Annotated in this window: 17 protein-coding genes and 2 tRNA genes; 1 reads left to right on the forward strand and 18 read right to left on the reverse strand. The window is 39.3% G+C overall.

All coding sequences use genetic code 11. The features are described from left to right. Nucleotides 1-47 precede the first annotated feature (47 nt). The 14 genes from LQ50_RS13780 to LQ50_RS13845 form a co-directional block, all read right to left on the reverse strand. Nucleotides 48-689: a GntR family transcriptional regulator gene (locus tag LQ50_RS13780; protein ID WP_034630368.1), complete on the reverse strand. Its 642-nt coding sequence runs from the start codon at nucleotides 687-689 to the stop codon at nucleotides 48-50. Between the two features lie 263 nt (nucleotides 690-952). Further along, nucleotides 953-1,423: an aminotransferase class I/II-fold pyridoxal phosphate-dependent enzyme gene (locus tag LQ50_RS13785; protein WP_152608217.1), complete on the reverse strand. Its 471-nt coding sequence runs from the start codon at nucleotides 1,421-1,423 to the stop codon at nucleotides 953-955. Between the two features lie 160 nt (nucleotides 1,424-1,583). After that, nucleotides 1,584-1,656 (reverse strand) — tRNA-Val (locus LQ50_RS13790). 63 nt (nucleotides 1,657-1,719) lie between these two features. Next, a tRNA-Arg gene (locus LQ50_RS13795) sits at nucleotides 1,720-1,794 on the reverse strand. 79 nt (nucleotides 1,795-1,873) lie between these two features. Beyond that, nucleotides 1,874-2,236, reverse strand: coding sequence for a hypothetical protein (locus LQ50_RS13800; protein ID WP_034630371.1), 363 nt, complete (start codon nucleotides 2,234-2,236; stop codon nucleotides 1,874-1,876). Between the two features lie 268 nt (nucleotides 2,237-2,504). Further along, nucleotides 2,505-2,933, reverse strand: coding sequence for a BrxA/BrxB family bacilliredoxin (locus LQ50_RS13805; protein ID WP_034630374.1), 429 nt, complete (start codon nucleotides 2,931-2,933; stop codon nucleotides 2,505-2,507). Nucleotides 2,934-3,044: 111 nt separating this feature from the next. Next, nucleotides 3,045-4,223 carry a metal ABC transporter solute-binding protein, Zn/Mn family gene (locus LQ50_RS13810; protein WP_034630377.1) on the reverse strand — a complete coding sequence of 393 codons (1,179 nt, stop codon included), beginning with the start codon at nucleotides 4,221-4,223 and terminating at the stop codon, nucleotides 3,045-3,047. Between the two features lie 280 nt (nucleotides 4,224-4,503). Further along, the gene (locus LQ50_RS13815) at nucleotides 4,504-4,983 is read right to left on the reverse strand and encodes a hypothetical protein (RefSeq protein WP_034630380.1); all 480 of its coding nucleotides are present in this window, start codon (nucleotides 4,981-4,983) and stop codon (nucleotides 4,504-4,506) included. 408 nt (nucleotides 4,984-5,391) lie between these two features. Continuing rightward, the gene (locus tag LQ50_RS13820; RefSeq protein WP_034630382.1) at nucleotides 5,392-6,672 is read right to left on the reverse strand and encodes a dihydrolipoamide acetyltransferase family protein; all 1,281 of its coding nucleotides are present in this window, start codon (nucleotides 6,670-6,672) and stop codon (nucleotides 5,392-5,394) included. Nucleotides 6,673-6,690: 18 nt separating this feature from the next. Continuing rightward, nucleotides 6,691-7,674: an alpha-ketoacid dehydrogenase subunit beta gene (locus LQ50_RS13825; protein WP_034630384.1), complete on the reverse strand. Its 984-nt coding sequence runs from the start codon at nucleotides 7,672-7,674 to the stop codon at nucleotides 6,691-6,693. 15 nt (nucleotides 7,675-7,689) lie between these two features. After that, nucleotides 7,690-8,685: a thiamine pyrophosphate-dependent dehydrogenase E1 component subunit alpha gene (locus LQ50_RS13830; RefSeq protein WP_034630387.1), complete on the reverse strand. Its 996-nt coding sequence runs from the start codon at nucleotides 8,683-8,685 to the stop codon at nucleotides 7,690-7,692. Between the two features lie 19 nt (nucleotides 8,686-8,704). Continuing rightward, a complete protein-coding gene (gene lpdA / locus LQ50_RS13835; RefSeq protein WP_034630389.1) occupies nucleotides 8,705-10,126 on the reverse strand; it encodes a dihydrolipoyl dehydrogenase in 1,422 nt (473 codons plus the stop codon). 213 nt (nucleotides 10,127-10,339) lie between these two features. Continuing rightward, nucleotides 10,340-11,434, reverse strand: coding sequence for a branched-chain amino acid dehydrogenase (gene bcd / locus LQ50_RS13840; RefSeq protein WP_034630392.1), 1,095 nt, complete (start codon nucleotides 11,432-11,434; stop codon nucleotides 10,340-10,342). 180 nt (nucleotides 11,435-11,614) lie between these two features. Further along, nucleotides 11,615-13,666 (reverse strand): sigma-54 interaction domain-containing protein, encoded by a 2,052-nt coding sequence (locus LQ50_RS13845; RefSeq protein WP_034630394.1) that lies wholly within the window; start codon nucleotides 13,664-13,666, stop codon nucleotides 11,615-11,617. Between the two features lie 158 nt (nucleotides 13,667-13,824). Here LQ50_RS13845 and LQ50_RS13850 point away from each other — a divergent pair, with 158 nt between their 5' ends. After that, a complete protein-coding gene (locus LQ50_RS13850; protein WP_034630396.1) occupies nucleotides 13,825-14,061 on the forward strand; it encodes a DUF2627 domain-containing protein in 237 nt (78 codons plus the stop codon). A gap of 32 nt (nucleotides 14,062-14,093) precedes the next feature. Here LQ50_RS13850 and LQ50_RS13855 read toward each other — a convergent pair whose 3' ends face one another. The 4 genes from LQ50_RS13855 to spo0A all read right to left on the reverse strand — a co-directional run bounded on the left by LQ50_RS13855 (nucleotide 14,094) and on the right by spo0A (nucleotide 17,929). Continuing rightward, entirely contained in the window at nucleotides 14,094-14,900 is an 807-nt protein-coding gene (locus LQ50_RS13855; RefSeq protein ID WP_034630397.1) for a hypothetical protein, read from the reverse strand. Then, on the reverse strand, nucleotides 14,897-15,568 hold the full coding sequence (locus LQ50_RS13860) for a glycosyltransferase family 2 protein (RefSeq protein WP_034630399.1): 672 nt from the start codon (nucleotides 15,566-15,568) through the stop codon (nucleotides 14,897-14,899). Before LQ50_RS13860 ends, LQ50_RS13855 begins: the two co-directional genes overlap by 4 nt. Further along, nucleotides 15,561-16,685 (reverse strand): putative cytokinetic ring protein SteA, encoded by a 1,125-nt coding sequence (gene steA, locus LQ50_RS13865; RefSeq protein WP_052144766.1) that lies wholly within the window; start codon nucleotides 16,683-16,685, stop codon nucleotides 15,561-15,563. Before steA ends, LQ50_RS13860 begins: the two co-directional genes overlap by 8 nt. 443 nt (nucleotides 16,686-17,128) lie before the next feature. Further along, a complete protein-coding gene (gene spo0A / locus LQ50_RS13870) occupies nucleotides 17,129-17,929 on the reverse strand; it encodes a sporulation transcription factor Spo0A (RefSeq protein WP_034630401.1) in 801 nt (266 codons plus the stop codon). Between the last annotated feature and the right edge of the window lie 50 nt (nucleotides 17,930-17,979).

Below are 17,979 nucleotides of genomic sequence, written 5' to 3' on the forward strand. Positions count from 1 at the left end.
TAAGAACTATAGTCTTCTTTCCGTTGCCCCCTTGTGTTATTTATATGCTAAGTCAAAATGCGTTTAGTTACATTTTGCACGTGTAGCTTCATTTGCTCTTCTGCATCAAAGGTGATTTTTGTTGATAGAGCTTTAACAATTCTTAAGTGTTCTTCAACTGCCCCAGTAGCACTTTCTTGGAGTGTATTTGATAAAATTAAAAATCTCTGTACTTGATATATAAGATTTTCAATGTATTCTTTCAGTTGTACATTCTTTGAAAACTCAGCGATAGTAAAGTGAAATTCATTATCTAACTCCAGAAACTTGCTATAATCGGACTCTTTTATTGCCTCTTTTTGTTGGTCACAAATATCTTGCAAATGGCAAATCTTTTTTTCATCGATATGCCCTGTTGCTAACCGAACAGCTAATGTCTCTAAAGATTCACGAATAATTTGAAATTCACTTACATCTTGCATTGAAATCATACTTACTTTTGCTTTTCGACCTGGCTTCATTTCAACTAAACCTTCAAAAGCCAATTGATTTAATGCAGCTTTAATCGGTGTTCTACTAATACCTAATTTACTAGCAAGGTGCTCTTCCGCTAATATTTCTAAAGGTTGGAAATCATTCTCAATAATTGCTTGCTTAATGACTTTATATGCTTGTTCAGCAAGTGTTTCTGATGGTTTAAGTTTTTTCATTTCCCTCACCTTTTATTGTATTTTGTATCCTGTATACAGAATACATTAGTGAACTATTGATGGTCAATTAGAAAAAGTATAAATTTTCAAATAATTTGTCATGTTATCTAACAACGGTTAAAAGTCTTGTTAATAAGTTAATAACATCCGATAGAAAATAAAAGCATTCGTTCACTATTGGAACGAATGCTTTTATTTATTAAAATACTGTTTTCTATCATGGCTTCCATCCAAACCCAGTAAAGGTTAAATACTTTGATTAATTATAACGAAAGGTTCCTTTTGACAATAGTACTTAATTTTTGGATTCCTTTAACTATCTCATCTTGGTCAGCATAACTAAAGGAAAGTCTAAGACACTCCGATCCTATTTGTTGATCCAAGAAAAAATATTTCCCCGGGACAAATGAGACCCCTTCTGAGAGTGCCTGAATTAATAATTGCGATGTATCGATACCAGCAATGCGGACCCATACAAAGTACCCGCCGTCTGGTATATACCAGGAAGCTGATTTGGGTAAGTATTGGTCCAAAGCAGAAAGCAATGCCCAAAATTTGGTTTGGTAAGTACCTCTTAACGTTTTTAGTCGTTTTTCAAAATTAATACTTTCAAGATAAGTTGCCATTGTTGCTTGAGCAAATGGATGGTCTAAATCCTTTTTAAACCATGCCAAAGTAGTAATAAATTCTGGTGCCTCCGCTACCCACCCAATCCGAAGTCCTGGTGCTACTATTTTAGAGTAAGGTAATTCGAATGATGGGTCAGTCTAAAAATGGTTATGTAAGGTTTAATTTTGAGGTTTTGCCGTTCATTTGCCGTTTAAACGAAGAAGATATAGAGAAAGAAAAATAGACAAAAAGAAAAACCCTTGATACACAAGGGCTTAAACACAATGACCCGTACTGGGTTCGAACCAGTGACCTCCACCCTGTCAAGGTGGCGCTCTCCCAGCTGAGCTAACGGATCAAGATAATATTGTATCGACATCTATTAATATACTGAATTACTAAGGTGTTGTCAATATAAATTTGGCGCGCCTAGTAGGACTCGAACCTACAACGCAAGAACCGGAATCTTGAATGATATCCCTTTCACCATAGGCGCACATATCATAAGCGACGTATTCTAATATAACTCAAGAGGGACATTTTGTCAAGACATAATCCCTCTTGAGAGATTGCTTTTATTTTGCTTCAGTAGGTGTTCCTTCTTCAAGCATTTTGTTGAAACGCTCGCTAATGTCTTCTTCTGTATAGCCTGCCTCACCTAAACGTGCAGCAAGGTTTTTCGCCCATAATTCTAAACGTTGAGCCATTTTCGCATATTTTTTTGATTCAGACCCTTTACCTTGCTTAGCACGGCCTTCTGCGTTAGACATGACGTTCTCAACGATGAATAAGCTTTTCCAAACCATTTCTTCATCTAATGTCTCGTGAACTTCTCCTAATTCAGCTAGAACTTTTCGGTAAAACCCGCTGAACTCTTTAAAAGAAATCTCTTCGTCCATATTTAAGTACACTTGAATTTGATCATACAAAGCTTGCATGTATTGCACTCTCCTTATTTAACTTCTTATGGGATTCTGTTCAAAAAGGAGTGAGTTTCCCCTTTTTAAACATACTGCAATGAGCGGAACTGCTACACGACTCTAAGAGTGGGTTTCTCCTAGAGTCGTGTAGCGTGTGAGCCATTGCCATCTTTTTGAACACTCTAAGTCATTATAACATAAATTTTTTTTCGTTTCTTATAAAATCGTACAAATAGAAAAGAGCTTAAAGGAGTCTCCTGTAAGCTCTTTCCCAGCCAAGTGATATTTAATCTTTACAATAATCGTCGAATGCTTTTTCAAGCTTTTGAACGACTTGAATTGGTTCATGTCCTTCAATTTCAAAGCGTTCGACCATTGTTTTAATTTCACCGTCTTTTAATAAAGCAAATGAAGGTGAAGATGGAGCATAGCCAGTGAAAAACTCTCTTGCTCTTGCAGTCGCTTCTTTGTCTTGCCCAGCAAATACAGTAACAAAGCGATCTGGCTTTGTTTCGTAATTTTTCATGTATGCTGCAGCTGGACGAGCAATCCCACCGGCACAGCCACAAACAGAATTAATCATGACTAAAGTTGTTCCTTCTTTCTTTAGGACTTCATCAACCTCTTCAGGTGTTTGTAATTGTTCATAACCAGCTTCCACCATTTCTTGGCGAGCTACTTTAACTACGTCGTTCATATAAAAATTAAATTGCATAGACTCATCACCTCATAATCATATGTTACTTTTATTGTAACCCGATCAATTAATAAAACCAATTCTTTTGCATTAAAAAGAGAAAGATCATTCCTGACCTTTCTCTATTCTTTACTGAAGTGCTGTTTCTAACACTTCGATATTTCTTCTCATTAGACTGAAATAGTCTTCATCATTTTGTACGTCTTCTTCAACAAGCGCTTCTAAATTATGAAGATATAGAGCCTCTGCCCCTACTTCATCCTTAACGACTTCGGCTACTTTTGTTGGAATGTTTTGCTCAAATAACACATACTGTAATCCGTATTCATTTGCTAATTCAATTATATCCTGCAATTGACGTTGCGATGGTTCATTCGTTGGTGAAATACCTGCAATACCAATTTGCTGTACACCATAACGCTCTTCCCAGTATCCATATCCAGCGTGTGAAACTAGGAATGTATCTTTATTTGCAGCTTCAATCATTGATTGAAATTCTGCATCTATTTCTTCTAACTCAGACTTTACTTCTTCAAAGTTTGCTGTGAACACTTCTTCCTGTTCAGGCATTAATTCAACAAGTGTATTCTTAATGTTTTCAGCAAGTGTAATAGACAAGATTGGATCTAACCATACATGCGGATCCTCATCATGATCGTGGTGGTGATCATCGTGCGCGTGATCATGCTCTTCCTCTTCTTCATGTGCATGGTCATCATGTGCGTGATCGTGCTCTTCGTCTTCCTCATGTGCATGATCATCGTGTGCGTGGTCGTGTTCTTCGTCTTCTTCATGCGCATGATCATCATGTGCGTGATCATGTTCTTCGTCTTCTTCATGTGCATGATCATCATGTGCGTGATCGTGTTCTTCGTCTTCTTCATGTGCATGGTCATCATGTGCGTGATCATAGTCGATGAAATCTATTCCTTCTGAAGCTTTAACAATTGAAACACCTTCACCTTCAAGCGTTTCAATTAATGCATCGACAAACCCTTCAAGACCTGCACCATTGTAAATAAATGCATCCCCTTCAGCTACAGTAATCATTTCACGAGCTGTTGGTTCAAATGTATGGGCGTCTGCACCTACAGGGACGATATTTGTAACATTGACAAATTCTCCTCCAATTTTAGTAGCAAAATCTTCAAGTGGAAAAATAGTAGTAAATAATTCCAATGTTTCTATTTCTTCAATGGGTTCTTCAGTTGTTGGTTGCTCTTCTGCTTGTTCGTTTCCGCCGCCACATGCTGCTAGAAATGAAGAAGCAATAAGCACCGTAGCAAATAAGCTTGATAGTTTCTTCATAATAATCCCCTTTCGTAATGATTACGTTTAATCACAATTACAAATTATATCGTAACCTTTACGATTTGTAAATAAAAATTACCAAACTAAAAAAATAAGCTTCCAAAAGAGACTAACAGAGATAAATTATCTTAAAAAGCCTGCTATGAACGGATTCTCATAACAGGCATGTAGGTCAATGCTACTTCTTTAAGGATTAAAATAATTGAATTTTTTTCAATAGCTTTGTCGTTTACCTTCTTCTTGCGCGTTAATCCTTCTTTATTAATACTTATTACCGTTACGTTGCGTTGACAACGTCTAGACGCTTTTTATACACATCATTTAGTTTTTTATAATGTTCAAAAAGCTGCGGAATCACAGTACTTAGCTCACCTTCATCTCGCTTTTCAACAGCAGAATTAAAAGCAATAGTTATTTCTTTATGTTTTTCAATCCATTCCTTATCAATGGCTTCTCCATTTTCAAGCTCACCTTTTTGCTTCGCTTCCTTTAATTTCTTCTGAAGTAAATCACGCTCTGAGCGGATTTCCTTCCATCTTTCTATTTCGCTTGGTGCGAATTTTTCAGCAAGCAATTCATAATAAAAGTCTAAGTGAACTTTTAGGTCCTTATCAATCTCTTGTTGTTCATGTCCACAGCATTCCTGCTCCGGATCTTCATTTGGTACTTCTGCCTGAACAGGTGCCAACGATGTAACAACAAAAGATGCTAACAAAATAATTTGTGCAAGAAGAAACAACTGGTGAAAACGTTTCATGAATTGGTCACCCTTTCCTTTCTGTTACTTATAGAATAACCAGGATCACCAATTTCATGTAAAACGAAAAATAAGCTGATAAGAAAAATTTTTATCAGCTTTGTTGAAATATAAAGTTTATGTACAAAATCAACCCGTGCGAACATCTGGCGATGGCTTCTCTCGCCGTGCGCCTTTAGGAGAAGAACGCTCCTAAAGGCTTAAGACATTACGGTGCTCTGCTTTGCTTCTTGTACGGCTAAAGCAGGGAACCGTTTCTTCTCTTTATTCGTGCGAACCTGTGGCGATGGCTTCTCTCGCCGTGCGCCTTTAGGAGAAGACCACTCCTAAAGGCTTAAGACATTACGGCGCTCCGCTCATCGCTTCGAGCAAGCTCAAAAAGGAAGATCGCCTTTTTGAGCTTGCTCTTTAATAAATCGTTGTTGTTTCGGCTGTCATGTTTTCTAATTTTTCTTTTACCCTTGCTAAGAAGCGTCCACATACTAGACCATCTAGCACACGGTGGTCTAGGGATAGGCAAAGGTTGACCATACTGCGGATGGCAATCATATCTCCTGCGTCGCTTTCTATGACAACAGGTCGCTTCACAATTGATTCTATTGAAAGAATTGCTGCTTGAGGATGGTTAATGATCGGCGTCGAGAGAATAGAGCCAAACGAGCCGGTGTTATTTACTGTAAATGTCCCACCTTGCATATCAGCTCCACTTAGCTTTCCTGTACGTACTTTGCTAGCTAATTCTTGTACTTCGCGGCCAAGTCCTTTAATCGTTTTCTCATCTGCATGTTTAATAACAGGGACAAATAATGCATCGTCTGTTGCAACTGCCAGCGAGATATTAATATCTTTCTTTTGGATAATTTTATCTCCTGCCCACATAGCGTTTAACTGCGGGAATTCTTTTAACGCTTCTACCGTCGCTTTTATAAAGAAAGGCAAGAAAGTTAAATTAAATCCTTCTTTTTCTTTAAAGCTATTTTTGACTTGGTTTCGATACTGTACTAGATTCGTTACATCTACTTCGACCGTCATCCACGCATGCGGCGCTTCATGTTTGCTTTTTACCATATTGGCAGCAATCGCTTTTCTTACTCCAGAAACAGGAATTTCGACATCGCCTTGCATAGTTTCGATAACATTTGGCTCTTGTGACATTGAAGCTTTCTTACTTTCCGGTGGTGTAACTTGCGTAGCAGGTACTTCTACTGCAGGAGCAGCCTTTTGTACTCCTCCTTTATCAATAATCCGTTGAAGGTCTTTGCGTGTGATTCTTCCACCCTTACCAGAACCAGTTACTTGCTCAAGGTCAATATTGTGCTCTTGAGACATACGTAGAACTGCTGGGGAATAACGGCGTTTTTGTGACTGATCGGACTGATCGTCACTAGTTCGGTTAGTGACATGATTTTCTTGCTTCGTCGATACTGTCTCACTACTGTTACTAGCTTCCCCTTCAACTTCTATTGTACAAATTACGACCCCTACTTCAACCGTTTCATCTTCTTGTACGCGAATCTCCTTAATCGTACCTGAAAACGAAGAAGGAACTTCAGCATTCACTTTATCTGTCATGACTTCTGCAATTGGGTCGTATTTATTCACATATTGACCTGGTTCTACAAACCATTTGCTTATCGTGCCTTCCGTGACACTTTCCCCTAATTGGGGCATTTTCATTTCTGTCGCCATTCGATTCCCTCCTAGCGATTAAAATTCAGCAAGCTCTCGCATCGCTTTTTCAACCTTCTCTGGGTTAATCATGAAATATTTTTCCATCGTTGGGGCATAAGGCATTGCTGGCACATCTGGACCAGCCAAACGTTTAATAGGAGCATCTAGATCAAATAAACAGTGCTCAGCGATGATTGCCGCCACTTCCCCCATAATACTGCCTTCTTTATTATCCTCAGTTACGAGTAACACTTTGCCCGTTTTTTTCGCTGCCTCAATAATCGCTTCCTTATCTAACGGATAAACCGTGCGTAAGTCTAGAATATGCGCCGTGATTCCTTCTTTTTCAAGACGATCAGCTGCTTGCAAAGCAAAATGAACGGAAAGTCCATACGTAATAACCGTTATATCATCGCCTTCACGCTTCACATCCGCTTTGCCAATAGGTAAGGTATAATCCCCATCAGGTACCTCGCCTTTTATTAATCGATATGCTCGCTTATGCTCAAAGAATAGAACTGGATCTGGATCGCGAATAGCTGCTTTTAGCAACCCTTTTACATCATAAGGGGTAGAAGGCATAACTATCTTTAACCCCGGGACACTCGCAAAGATAGCTTCAACCGATTGAGAATGATAGAGAGCCCCATGGACTCCACCACCATATGGAGCACGAATCGTTATTGGACAACTCCAGTCATTGTTTGAGCGATAGCGAATCTTGGCCGCTTCTGAAATAATTTGGTTCACCGCTGGCATAATAAAATCAGCAAATTGCATCTCAGCGATGGGCTTCATCCCATACATCGCTGCTCCGATCCCAACACCAGCAATAGCGGATTCAGCAAGTGGTGTATCAATGACCCGTTGTTCTCCAAATTGCTCATACAAGCCATTTGTCGCTCGGAAAACACCGCCCCTTGCCCCGACGTCTTCACCTAGCACAAATACTTTTTCATCTCGTTCCATCTCTTCTCTCATTGCCTGCGTTACTGCTTCTATATATGAAATAACAGCCATTTTTCTTCCCCCTTTCTATTCTTCTGCATACGTGTACAGCATAGCACTTTCTGGATCTGCATACGGTGCTTGCTCTGCATATTCTGTTGCTTCATTAACAATCCCCGCCAGCTCTTTTTCAATGGATGCCACTACTTCGTCTGTTAAGATCCCTACATTCTTTAAATAGTCAGCAAATGTAAAAATCGCATCTAATTTCTTTGCCTCTTCTACTTCCTCACGCGAGCGATAAGCACGATCATCGTCATCACTTGAGTGAGGAGTTAAGCGGTATGATACTGTCTCAATTAGAGACGGCCCTTCACCTTTTCTGGCACGATCTGCCGCTGCTTTTACTGCTTCATATACGGCTAGAGGATCGTTCCCATCAATTGTTACCCCAGGCATGCCATACCCAATCGCCCGATCTGAGACTTTTTCGCAAGCCAATTGTTTCTCAATTGGCACAGAAATGGCGTATTTATTATTTTCACACATAAAAATAACAGGTAATTTGTGAACCCCAGCAAAATTCGCCCCTTCATGGAAATCACCTTGGTTTGATGATCCTTCTCCAAAGGTTGTGAAAGTGACAAAATCCTTCCCTTCCATCCTGCCGCCTAATGCAATTCCAACAGCATGCGGAACTTGAGTGGTTACAGGCGATGATCCCGTTACAATACGGTTTTTCTTTTGTCCAAAATGCCCTGGCATTTGTCTTCCACCCGAGTTAGGGTCCTCAGCTTTTGCAAAACCAGATAACATTAGATCGCGAGCAGTCATTCCAAACGTGAGAACCACTCCCATGTCACGATAATAAGGCAAAATATAATCCTTCTCTTTATCTAATGCAAATGCTGCTCCTACTTGAGCTGCCTCTTGCCCTTGGCACGAAATAACAAAGGGGATCTTCCCTGCGCGGTTTAAGAGCCACATACGCTCATCGATCTTCCGGGCAAGCAGCATCGTTTTATACATTTCAAGCACCGTTTCGTCAGATAGACCTAATGCATGATGTCGATTTTCAGTCATCTTTCTTCCTCCCTCAGTATTATGAATGAATAGCAAGACCATCTACAGCCAGAGCCGCTTCACCTATTACTTCAGATAAAGTCGGATGTGGATGAATCATCTCTGCAACTTCAAAGTGAGCAGCATCCAATACTTTTGCTAAAGCTGCCTCAGAAATCAAATCGGTCACATGAGGACCAATCATATGAACCCCAAGAACATCCTGATTGTCTTCATTTGCTACCACTTTCACAAAACCATCTGTTTCTCCATATACTAACGCTTTTCCTATTGCTTTAAACGGAAATGTTCCGACTTTTATACGATAGCCTTGATCTAAGGCTTGTTTTTCGGTTAATCCTACACTCGCCATTTCAGGGTTGCTATAAATGCATTTGGCTACTGTGTCATAATTTATTGGATCGGGCTTCTTCCCAGCAATATGATCCACTGCAACAATGCCTTCATGGGACGCAACATGGGCCAGCTGTAAACCTCCAATAACATCTCCAATTGCATACATATGCGATTCTTTTGTTTGATTAAATTCGTTCACAGCGATCACACCATTTTCCACTTGAATGTCGGTGTTTTCAAGTCCTATATCTGCCACATTGGCTACTCGGCCAACAGAAACGAGCAATTGTTCAGCATGATAGGCTTTCTGTTGTCCCTTACTCTCTGCATGAACAGTTACTCCCTCATCCTTTTTCAATGTTTCTGGAAGGACTTTAGCGTCTGTTATAATGGTAACGCCCTTTTTCTTTAAGATCCTTGCAGCCTCTTTAGCAATCGCCTCATCTTCTGTAGGAAGAATCTGTTTGCTATACTCAATGACTGTGACATCCACCCCAAAATCATTCAGCATGGATGCCCACTCAATTCCGATAACCCCTCCGCCTACAATAATCATTGATTTCGGTAGAACCTCAAGGGAAAGAGCATGGTCTGAAGTTAGTACATACTTGCCATCTGCTTTTAGTCCCGGTAATTCCCGAGGTGAGGATCCCGTTGCGATAAGAACATATTGGGGAATAAGCATCGTATTTTCTTCGCCATCTGAACGTTCTACAGAGATCGTGCCTGACGTTGGTGAGAAGATGGATGGTCCAAGAATTCGACCTGTTCCTTCGTATACATCGATTTTTCCTTTCTTTAACAGGTGTTGAACCCCGCGATGCAACTGATCAACAATGGTTTCTTTCCTTGCTTGCACTTTTTTAAAATCTAAGCTTACGTCGTTAGTGATGACGCCAAACTCTTCTGAACGCTTTGCAGTTGCAAATACTTCAGCACTTCGAAGTAATGCCTTACTCGGAATACATCCTTTGTGCAAACAAGTTCCACCTAGCTTTTCTTTTTCAACAACTGCCACTTTCAGCCCATGCTGTGCCGCTCGAATGGCGGCAACGTACCCACCTGTACCAGCTCCTAAAATGACAAGGTCGTATTCTTCAGCCATGTAACGTTCCTCCTAACTCTAATGAGTTACTCGAATTTAGATAATAAGGCAAGATCGGCCTTCCCTTTACTTGCGCTTACTCTTGTGCGATGGCTTCTCTCGCCGTGCGCCTTTCGAGAAGTTCGCTCGAAAGGCTTAAAACATTTACGGCGGCTCCGCTCATCGCTTCGAATTGTTCTAAAAAGGCAAGATCGGCCTTTTTAGAACAATTCTCTAACGGCGTGATAGGATGTGTTGACCGTTTTGTAGGAATTGTCTTCTTGATCTACGCATTCGTTCAATTCGTTCTTCAGCCATACGGTCAGCTGCTTTGAACGTTGGAATTTGATCACGTTTGGATATATCAAATACTTTCTCAATGTTTTGGTAGATTCCTTCTACTTTCTTTAATGCTCGTTCACTGTTGTAGCCATTTAATTCATCTGCCACATTAATAACGCCACCTGCATTGATGACATAGTCTGGTGCATAGACAATACCCATTTCGTGAATGAGACTACCATGACGTTCTTCTTTTAGTTGATTATTGGCTGCACCTGCAATCACCTTTGCTTTTAATTGCGGTATGGTCTGATCGTTAATAATAGCACCAAGTGCACATGGGGCAAAGATATCACAATCGACACTATAAATTTCATTTACATCCACGGCTTTTGCGTTAAAATCAGCTACTGCTCGTTGAACGGATTCTTTGTTAATGTCTGTTACAATTAATGAAGCACCTTCTTCGTGAAGATGTTTACATAAATTATAGGCAACATTTCCAACCCCTTGTACAGCGATAGTTTTCCCTGCTAAATCATCCGTACCAAATGCCTCCTTAGCAGCAGCCTTCATCCCAACGTACACTCCGTACGCCGTTACAGGGGACGGATTTCCCGAAGATCCAAAGGCAGGAGAGATTCCTGTTACATAATCCGTTTCCTCATAGATTGTATCCATATCCTGTACAGTTGTCCCGACATCTTCGGCCGTAATATAGCGGCCGTTTAAGCCTTGAATATAGCGGCCGAATGCACGAAACATTTCTTCGTTTTTATCTTTTCTAGGGTCTCCAATAATAACGGTTTTCCCTCCGCCAAGATTTAAACCAGCTGCCGCGTTTTTATATGTCATGCCTTTTGCTAAACGCAGCGCGTCCTCAAATGCATCAGCTTCTGTTTCATACATCCACATTCTCGTTCCACCTAGTGCAGGACCAAGTGTAGTATCATGAATGGCAATAATAGCTTTTAATCCAGATAATTTGTCTTGACATACAACGACTTGTTCATAGTCGTAGTTTTCCATATAAGAGAATAATTCCATGATGTTGTAGCCTCCTTAAATACGTCACCTTGCTTTGATGACTCCTTACCCTATCTATTGCAAAAACCATGCCATAAAAAGTATTTTTCTCCATCCCTTATCTAGTCTTCACAAAACGCTCACAATCCAAAATAAACCGTGCAAGTTTTTTCATTAATGTGCAAGTTTTTGCATGCACATTTATGCAATATGATATTTCTCCATTTTATAATAGAGGGAGCGGATAGAGATCCCCAATGACTTGGCCGCTTTTGTTCTATTTCCTTGATAACGTTCTAACGTATTTATAATAAGTGATTTTTCATATGTATTTAGTTGTTCCTGCAAAGTTCCTTCCTTCTCCCAGGTTGGCCGTTTTGGGATGTAAGATTTTATTTTCCCTTCTGAGAAAAGAGGAGGAAGATGTTGTATATCAACTCGGCGGCTGGCTGGTTCCATATAAATCATCGTCCGAGCTAATACATTTTCTAGTTCCCTTACATTCCCCGGCCAATTATAGTCACTTAAATAATCAACTGCTTCACGAGAGATCGACTGAACATATCTTCCATAATCTTTATTTAACTTTCTCAAAAGATGCATCGCTAATAATTCCAAATCATTCATTCTTTCACGTAAAGGTGGAATTGAAATCGGAAATTTATTCAACCTATAATAAAGATCTTCTCGAAAGCGGCCTTCTGCTATTGCCTTTTCCAAATTCACGTTTGTAGCAGCAATAACCCTTACGTTAATCGAAATCGGTTTCGTTCCTCCGACCCTAATAATTTCTTGTTCTTGAAGAACACGCAATAATTTGGCCTGCATCATGCTAGACAGTTCTCCAAGTTCATCTAAAAAGATGCTTCCATGATCCGCTTCTTCAAATAACCCTCTTTTTCCTCCACGTTTTGCCCCTGAAAAAGCACCTTCTTCGTATCCAAACAGTTCACTCTCAAGCAATTGCTCTGATAGTGCAGCACAATTAACACGGACAAATGAATGATGCTTCCGTTGACTCTCACTATGTATCGCGTGCGCAAATAATTCTTTCCCCGTACCTGATTCCCCTCTAAGTAAGATTGTAGCAGGAGTTGAAGCTGCGAGTTTGGCTTGTTCAATGGCCACTCTCATCTCCTCAGAAGTCCCTATAATTTCATCAAACGAATATTTAGCTTCTAGAGTTTGAATTCGTTTTTTGGCTTGTTCAAGTTGCCCATGCAAAAAATTTAATTCAGAAACATCATGGATGACTCCTACACTGCCTCGCTTTTGTCCATCGACAATAATAGGGGCTACATTGACAATCACATCTTTTTTCATTGGCCCTACCTTCAAAGATACCCCTCTTACAGCTTTCCCCGTTTCAAGCACTTGTAAATGCATGCTTTCCCCTTCAGAGATATCAGCTGTTGCAGGATGGCCAATCACCTCTTCTGGTTGCAAGCCCGTTAACCTCGTATATGCAGGATTAATCATTAATCCAATACCATTCTCATCGACAACAGAAATGGCATCATCTGATGATTGAATTATCGCTTCAAGCATTGTTTGAATATTTCTTAAATCCGTTACTTGATCTGTCATGGCTACAATATCTGTTATATCTTTAAACACTGCTAACGCACCAATACAGCGACCTTCTTCAATCATTGGAACTCTTGTTGTGATGACGCTCGTTCCATTTTGTAGTTGCTGCTTACGGTTATGTTCAGCTTGTTGTGTTTTCATGACTCTAGGTAACCCACTCGATTTCATTACTTCAAAAAGAGGACGCCCGATTGCTGATTGAGCTTGTATACCTGAAATTCGCTCAGCAGCCTCATTAAAGATTAAGATCTGTTCATTTGAATTAATTGCGATCATCCCGTCATGTGTCGAATTCAAAATCGTTTCTTGAATGGACATTTGCTCATTCAAACGGACAATCAATTGATCCTTCTCTTTCATTAATGAGTAGAATAGTCTGGCTAATTGAGAGGGAACGATCATCGTCTGAGGCGAAATCGTTTTTCTCAGTTCCGTAAGAACCTCAGGATTCCCTGTTGATTCAAATATAAAATCAACTTGAGCATTTCGAATTTCTCTCCAGTTCGATCCTATCTTCACACCATACTTCTCTGCCTCGACGATACCTGGGGCAGATGAATGAATATCGTACACAGCCATCACTTGAATGTGTTCCATATTCATGAGCATTCGAAACAGGGCTGTTCCACCTTGACCAGCACCGATAATAACCGCTCGTTTCACCGATACTCCCCCTTTTTATGACTTGGTCTTAACTTCTACTATTAATATTCTTCTTTTACTATTACGCAAATGACACAAAAATGCAACCTCTAACGTGTACACATTGATGAATTTTCGTTAAAATATAACTATAGCTTATAATGAAAGAGGAATGGTTGATGGGACGTTTTATCGCCTTAATGATATTAGTTATACCAGGGGTTATTGCAGGGTACGGAATTAAGTTGATGCGAGATACTATTTTTCAAATCATAAATAGTCCATTTCCGAACCTTTCTTTACAGTTTTTCATCGGACTACTCTTGTTCTTTGCAGGTTTAAGTTTTATTGGTGGATTTATTTTTTATCGTGATCGTAAAAACGGGAAAATAGCACCAAGGTTTCAAAAAAAATAAATCACTTAGAGGACACTAAAAGAATTTTCTTTTCAGTGCCCTCTTTGATGTTTATTCATAATTCCAACTTGATCAATCATACGCAGAAGCGGTGATTGTTCAATGATCGTTGAAAATGAGTATTTCTCTGCAATCAGAATACAGAAACTGAGGACAACAAGAACAACTAGTTGAACTCCTACTTGCAAATGATAGATTGCAACAACTGCTAAAATCGCTCCTATTAGGGTCGCCCCGTTATCCCCAAGCATTGCCTTTCTATACCCTTCTAGCACATACCAAACATAAAACACAGTAAGAACCATAACAATATAAATAAAAGACGGAAGTGGATTCACAAGCAGGACCACTAAAACAAAACAAATCGTTCCTTTCCACACTCGCAATGGACGAGTATCAAACAAATTCATGACATGTGGAAAACCGATAAGCAAACCAAGAGCCATTACTACAGAAACATACGAATATATAGGCGTCATCCACAAAAAAATCATAGCAACAACGATCGTTCCAATAGCCTTTAACAAGCCCGTTGTGATTCGTTTTCTTTGCAACGCATACAAAACATGTCCTTTCAGTCCTTTTGGATATGACTTACCAAACACATCGTCCACAAGTCCAAGTAACCAAATCAAAAAGACGAAAACAAACGAAGCCACAGAGAACGATTCTATTCCAGGAGTAAGGGCAAATAAGTAACTATAACTATAAATAATAACAACCCCTAAACTATATGGAACAAACTTCCCTTCGTAGTTCAACACACCTAGATCCATTCTTTGAAATGAGATCATACTTAAAAAAGCAATGATAGGCATTGACAGGAAAAAGACGATCATGATTGTACTCCTCTTAGTTGTTTTTCAATATCAATCCATTGCTTTAAACGATGATAAAACCCTTTTATATCTCGTCCCATTTCACGGTGCTTCATTGTCGTTGGAATCTCTAAACACGAAGCACCAGCTTTTAATAAATCGATGGTCATTTGCGTTTCGATTCCGAACCCATTATAAGACTTTGTCAATAAAACCGAGAGCCATTTTCTATGAAATGCCCTTTGGCCTGATAACGGCGCTTCTAATTTCACCCCTGTTTTCTCATAAACAATTGCTTGGACTCTTCGTTTCACTACACCCATTCCAGACTTCTTGCCAGGATTAATAATAGAAATAGTCATATCTGCACGCGTTTGCCTGATTGGTTCAATAAGAGCAAATGCTTCACTAGCTGATTCTTCAAGATCTGCATCTAAACAAACAATATACTCCCCTTTTGCTCTTTGCCAGCCAAGAAGCATCGCATGCCCTTTCCCTTTGTTTATTGAATAGGAAATAACTTGGTCAGCATGCTTTTCTGCTACAACTTTCGTTTGATCCTTGCTTCCATCGTTAACGACAATAATCTCTGAGCGTTTATACCTCTCGTTCATTTTTAAAGCTAGCAGCGTCTTTTCAATGGTTTCCTCTTCATTGTAAGCAGCAATAACAAATGACGTATCAATCATGACGAAGAACCTCCTTCTTCTTCCATATCCCTACCCGGTCAGTGATGAGTTGTTGAATGGTTTCGATTAACGAAGGTTTCACTCTGTTCTTTCTTTGCCACAACGGAAAAACAGATAAGTTAGTCAACTGATGAATTCCCTTTAAATCCGTTATCTTTTCTCCTGCTTGAATACGGCATAACCAAGTGGACCCCATCCCCGCACGACCTTTTTCTAGAAACTCTGTCATTCCCATTCTGCAGCCTATTAAATAAAGATGATTAGCTCCAGACCAGTAAGAAGCAGTAATGGCTACGTCTTCACTTGTGCCAACGAAGCGAATCGTATCAACAAGTATTCCCATTTTATTTAAACGGTCTCTGCCAGGGGAAGTACCATTTGGATGCTCGTGGCATATTAATTGCGCTCCACAAGTAATTGCTTTTTCACTTACCGAATCCATATCTCCAATGATAAAATCAGGTACAATTTTTTGTTTTAATAGTCCATCAGCCGCACCATCCACTGCGATAATGACAGCTCCTTTTTTCATCATCGCATGACGAACAACTTTAATATCTTTTTCATATTTTGTATTTCTCGCTACAATGAAGACTTCTTTTTGATCAATCGCTTTTAGAGAAGCTGGTATAATAGGGAATTGTTTAAACCAATCACATTCTTTTTCGGCATAGGTTAATGTATTATGGACAAATTTATCAAATTGGCTAGAATAATTGCTACGTGCTTGTATGGCCTTTTTATTAATCATTTCTTCAGTATATAAACTCATACTAGCTACGAAAATCGGTTCTGACTGATAATCAACATAAAGCTCATCTTGAAAAATGATTGCTTCTTCTCCTTGATAGATGGTCTCGCTCTTACAGGAAGAGATTATATCAAACACGGGAATCCCTGCATGAAGCAATCGCCTTACATGATGCTGCGCATAGTGGCCAGTCATCGATGTTCTCGCATTTATAACCGCCTTCACTTGAGCTTCGATTAGCCCATCCACTGCTACTCCGTCAAGGTCTTCATGCCATAAAAAAACAATGCTTCGTTTTGGCAAATAATGAAGCAGCTTTTTTGTTTGTTTGTGTTCATAGATTGGTCCTTTAATCAGATTCATCATATGATAACCCTCTTTACACCGTTTGGTCATAATATGAGCAATTTTTTCGATTTTATTTATAAAGGACTAGATTTCCCTAAATACAAATTAGAAGAAAACAAAATTGACTTAAAATCAATAAAAGCACTTCCGTAAAATGCTGGAAATGCTAAAATCGACCTTTCTTCTTTTCATTCTTCCACCAATAAAATAGCATTGATGCCAAAAGTAACTTTATAACTAAAGCAACTGCTACAGTCAAAATCGCTAGACTTTTACCACCATCCAACCGATTTCACCCCTCTCATACTATTTACTACTATACAGATAGTGAAAACCCTCTTTATTTTTCTGTTTATGATATTTTTACAAAACAAAAAAGGATGTCCCTAAAGGCCTGTTTGACCTGAGGGACATCCCTAAGTTACTTTTTAATCTTTATCTGAATCTTGATTATGACCCTTTCAAGAAACTTTATGTTCAATCCTTAACTTATCTGCTACCATAGCAATGAATTCACTGTTTGTTGGTTTTGCTTTGGAATGACTAACCGTGTAACCAAACAAACTTGAGATTGAATCGATATTTCCACGACTCCATGCCACTTCAATTGCATGACGAATAGCTCGTTCTACACGACTAGAAGTTGTATTGAACTTCTTAGCAATATCTGGATACAATACTTTTGTGATAGAACCTAGCAGTTCAATATCATTATAAACCATCGTGATGGCTTCGCGTAAATACATATAACCTTTGATATGTGCCGGCACACCAATTTCATGGATAATACTAGTAATGCTCGCGTCTAGGTTAAATCCATGTTGTTCAGGCTGAGATGCATTTGAGATAAATGAGTTCGTTGGAGCTTGTTGAACAAATGACCTTGTCTGTCCGCTAATTTCTCGAATATTTGAAATTAACACTTCCATGTCAAATGGCTTAAGTACGTAATAAGAAGCACCTAAATCAACAGCTTTTTTCGTGACATCTTCTTGATCAAAAGCTGTTAACATAATAATATTTGGCTTTTTCTTCAAATTTAACTTATTCAGGCGCTCAAGTACGGCTAGCCCATCTAAATGTGGCATAATAATATCTAAAATTAACACATCCGGCTCTAGTTCTTCGATTAAACTTAAACATTCCTGACCATTATACGCTGTTCCTACTACTTCTAAGTCATTCTGAGCTGATATGTATTCATTGAGTAGATTGACTAACTCACGATTATCATCCGCAATACACACTTTTACTTTTTGCACAATAAAGCCTCCTCTGTTCCTTTTTTCTCTCATACTTTAAGAATTTCGAC

It is taken from the genome of Halalkalibacter okhensis (genome assembly GCF_000787375.1).
Classification (GTDB): Bacteria; Bacillota; Bacilli; order Bacillales; family Bacillaceae_D; genus Halalkalibacter; species Halalkalibacter okhensis.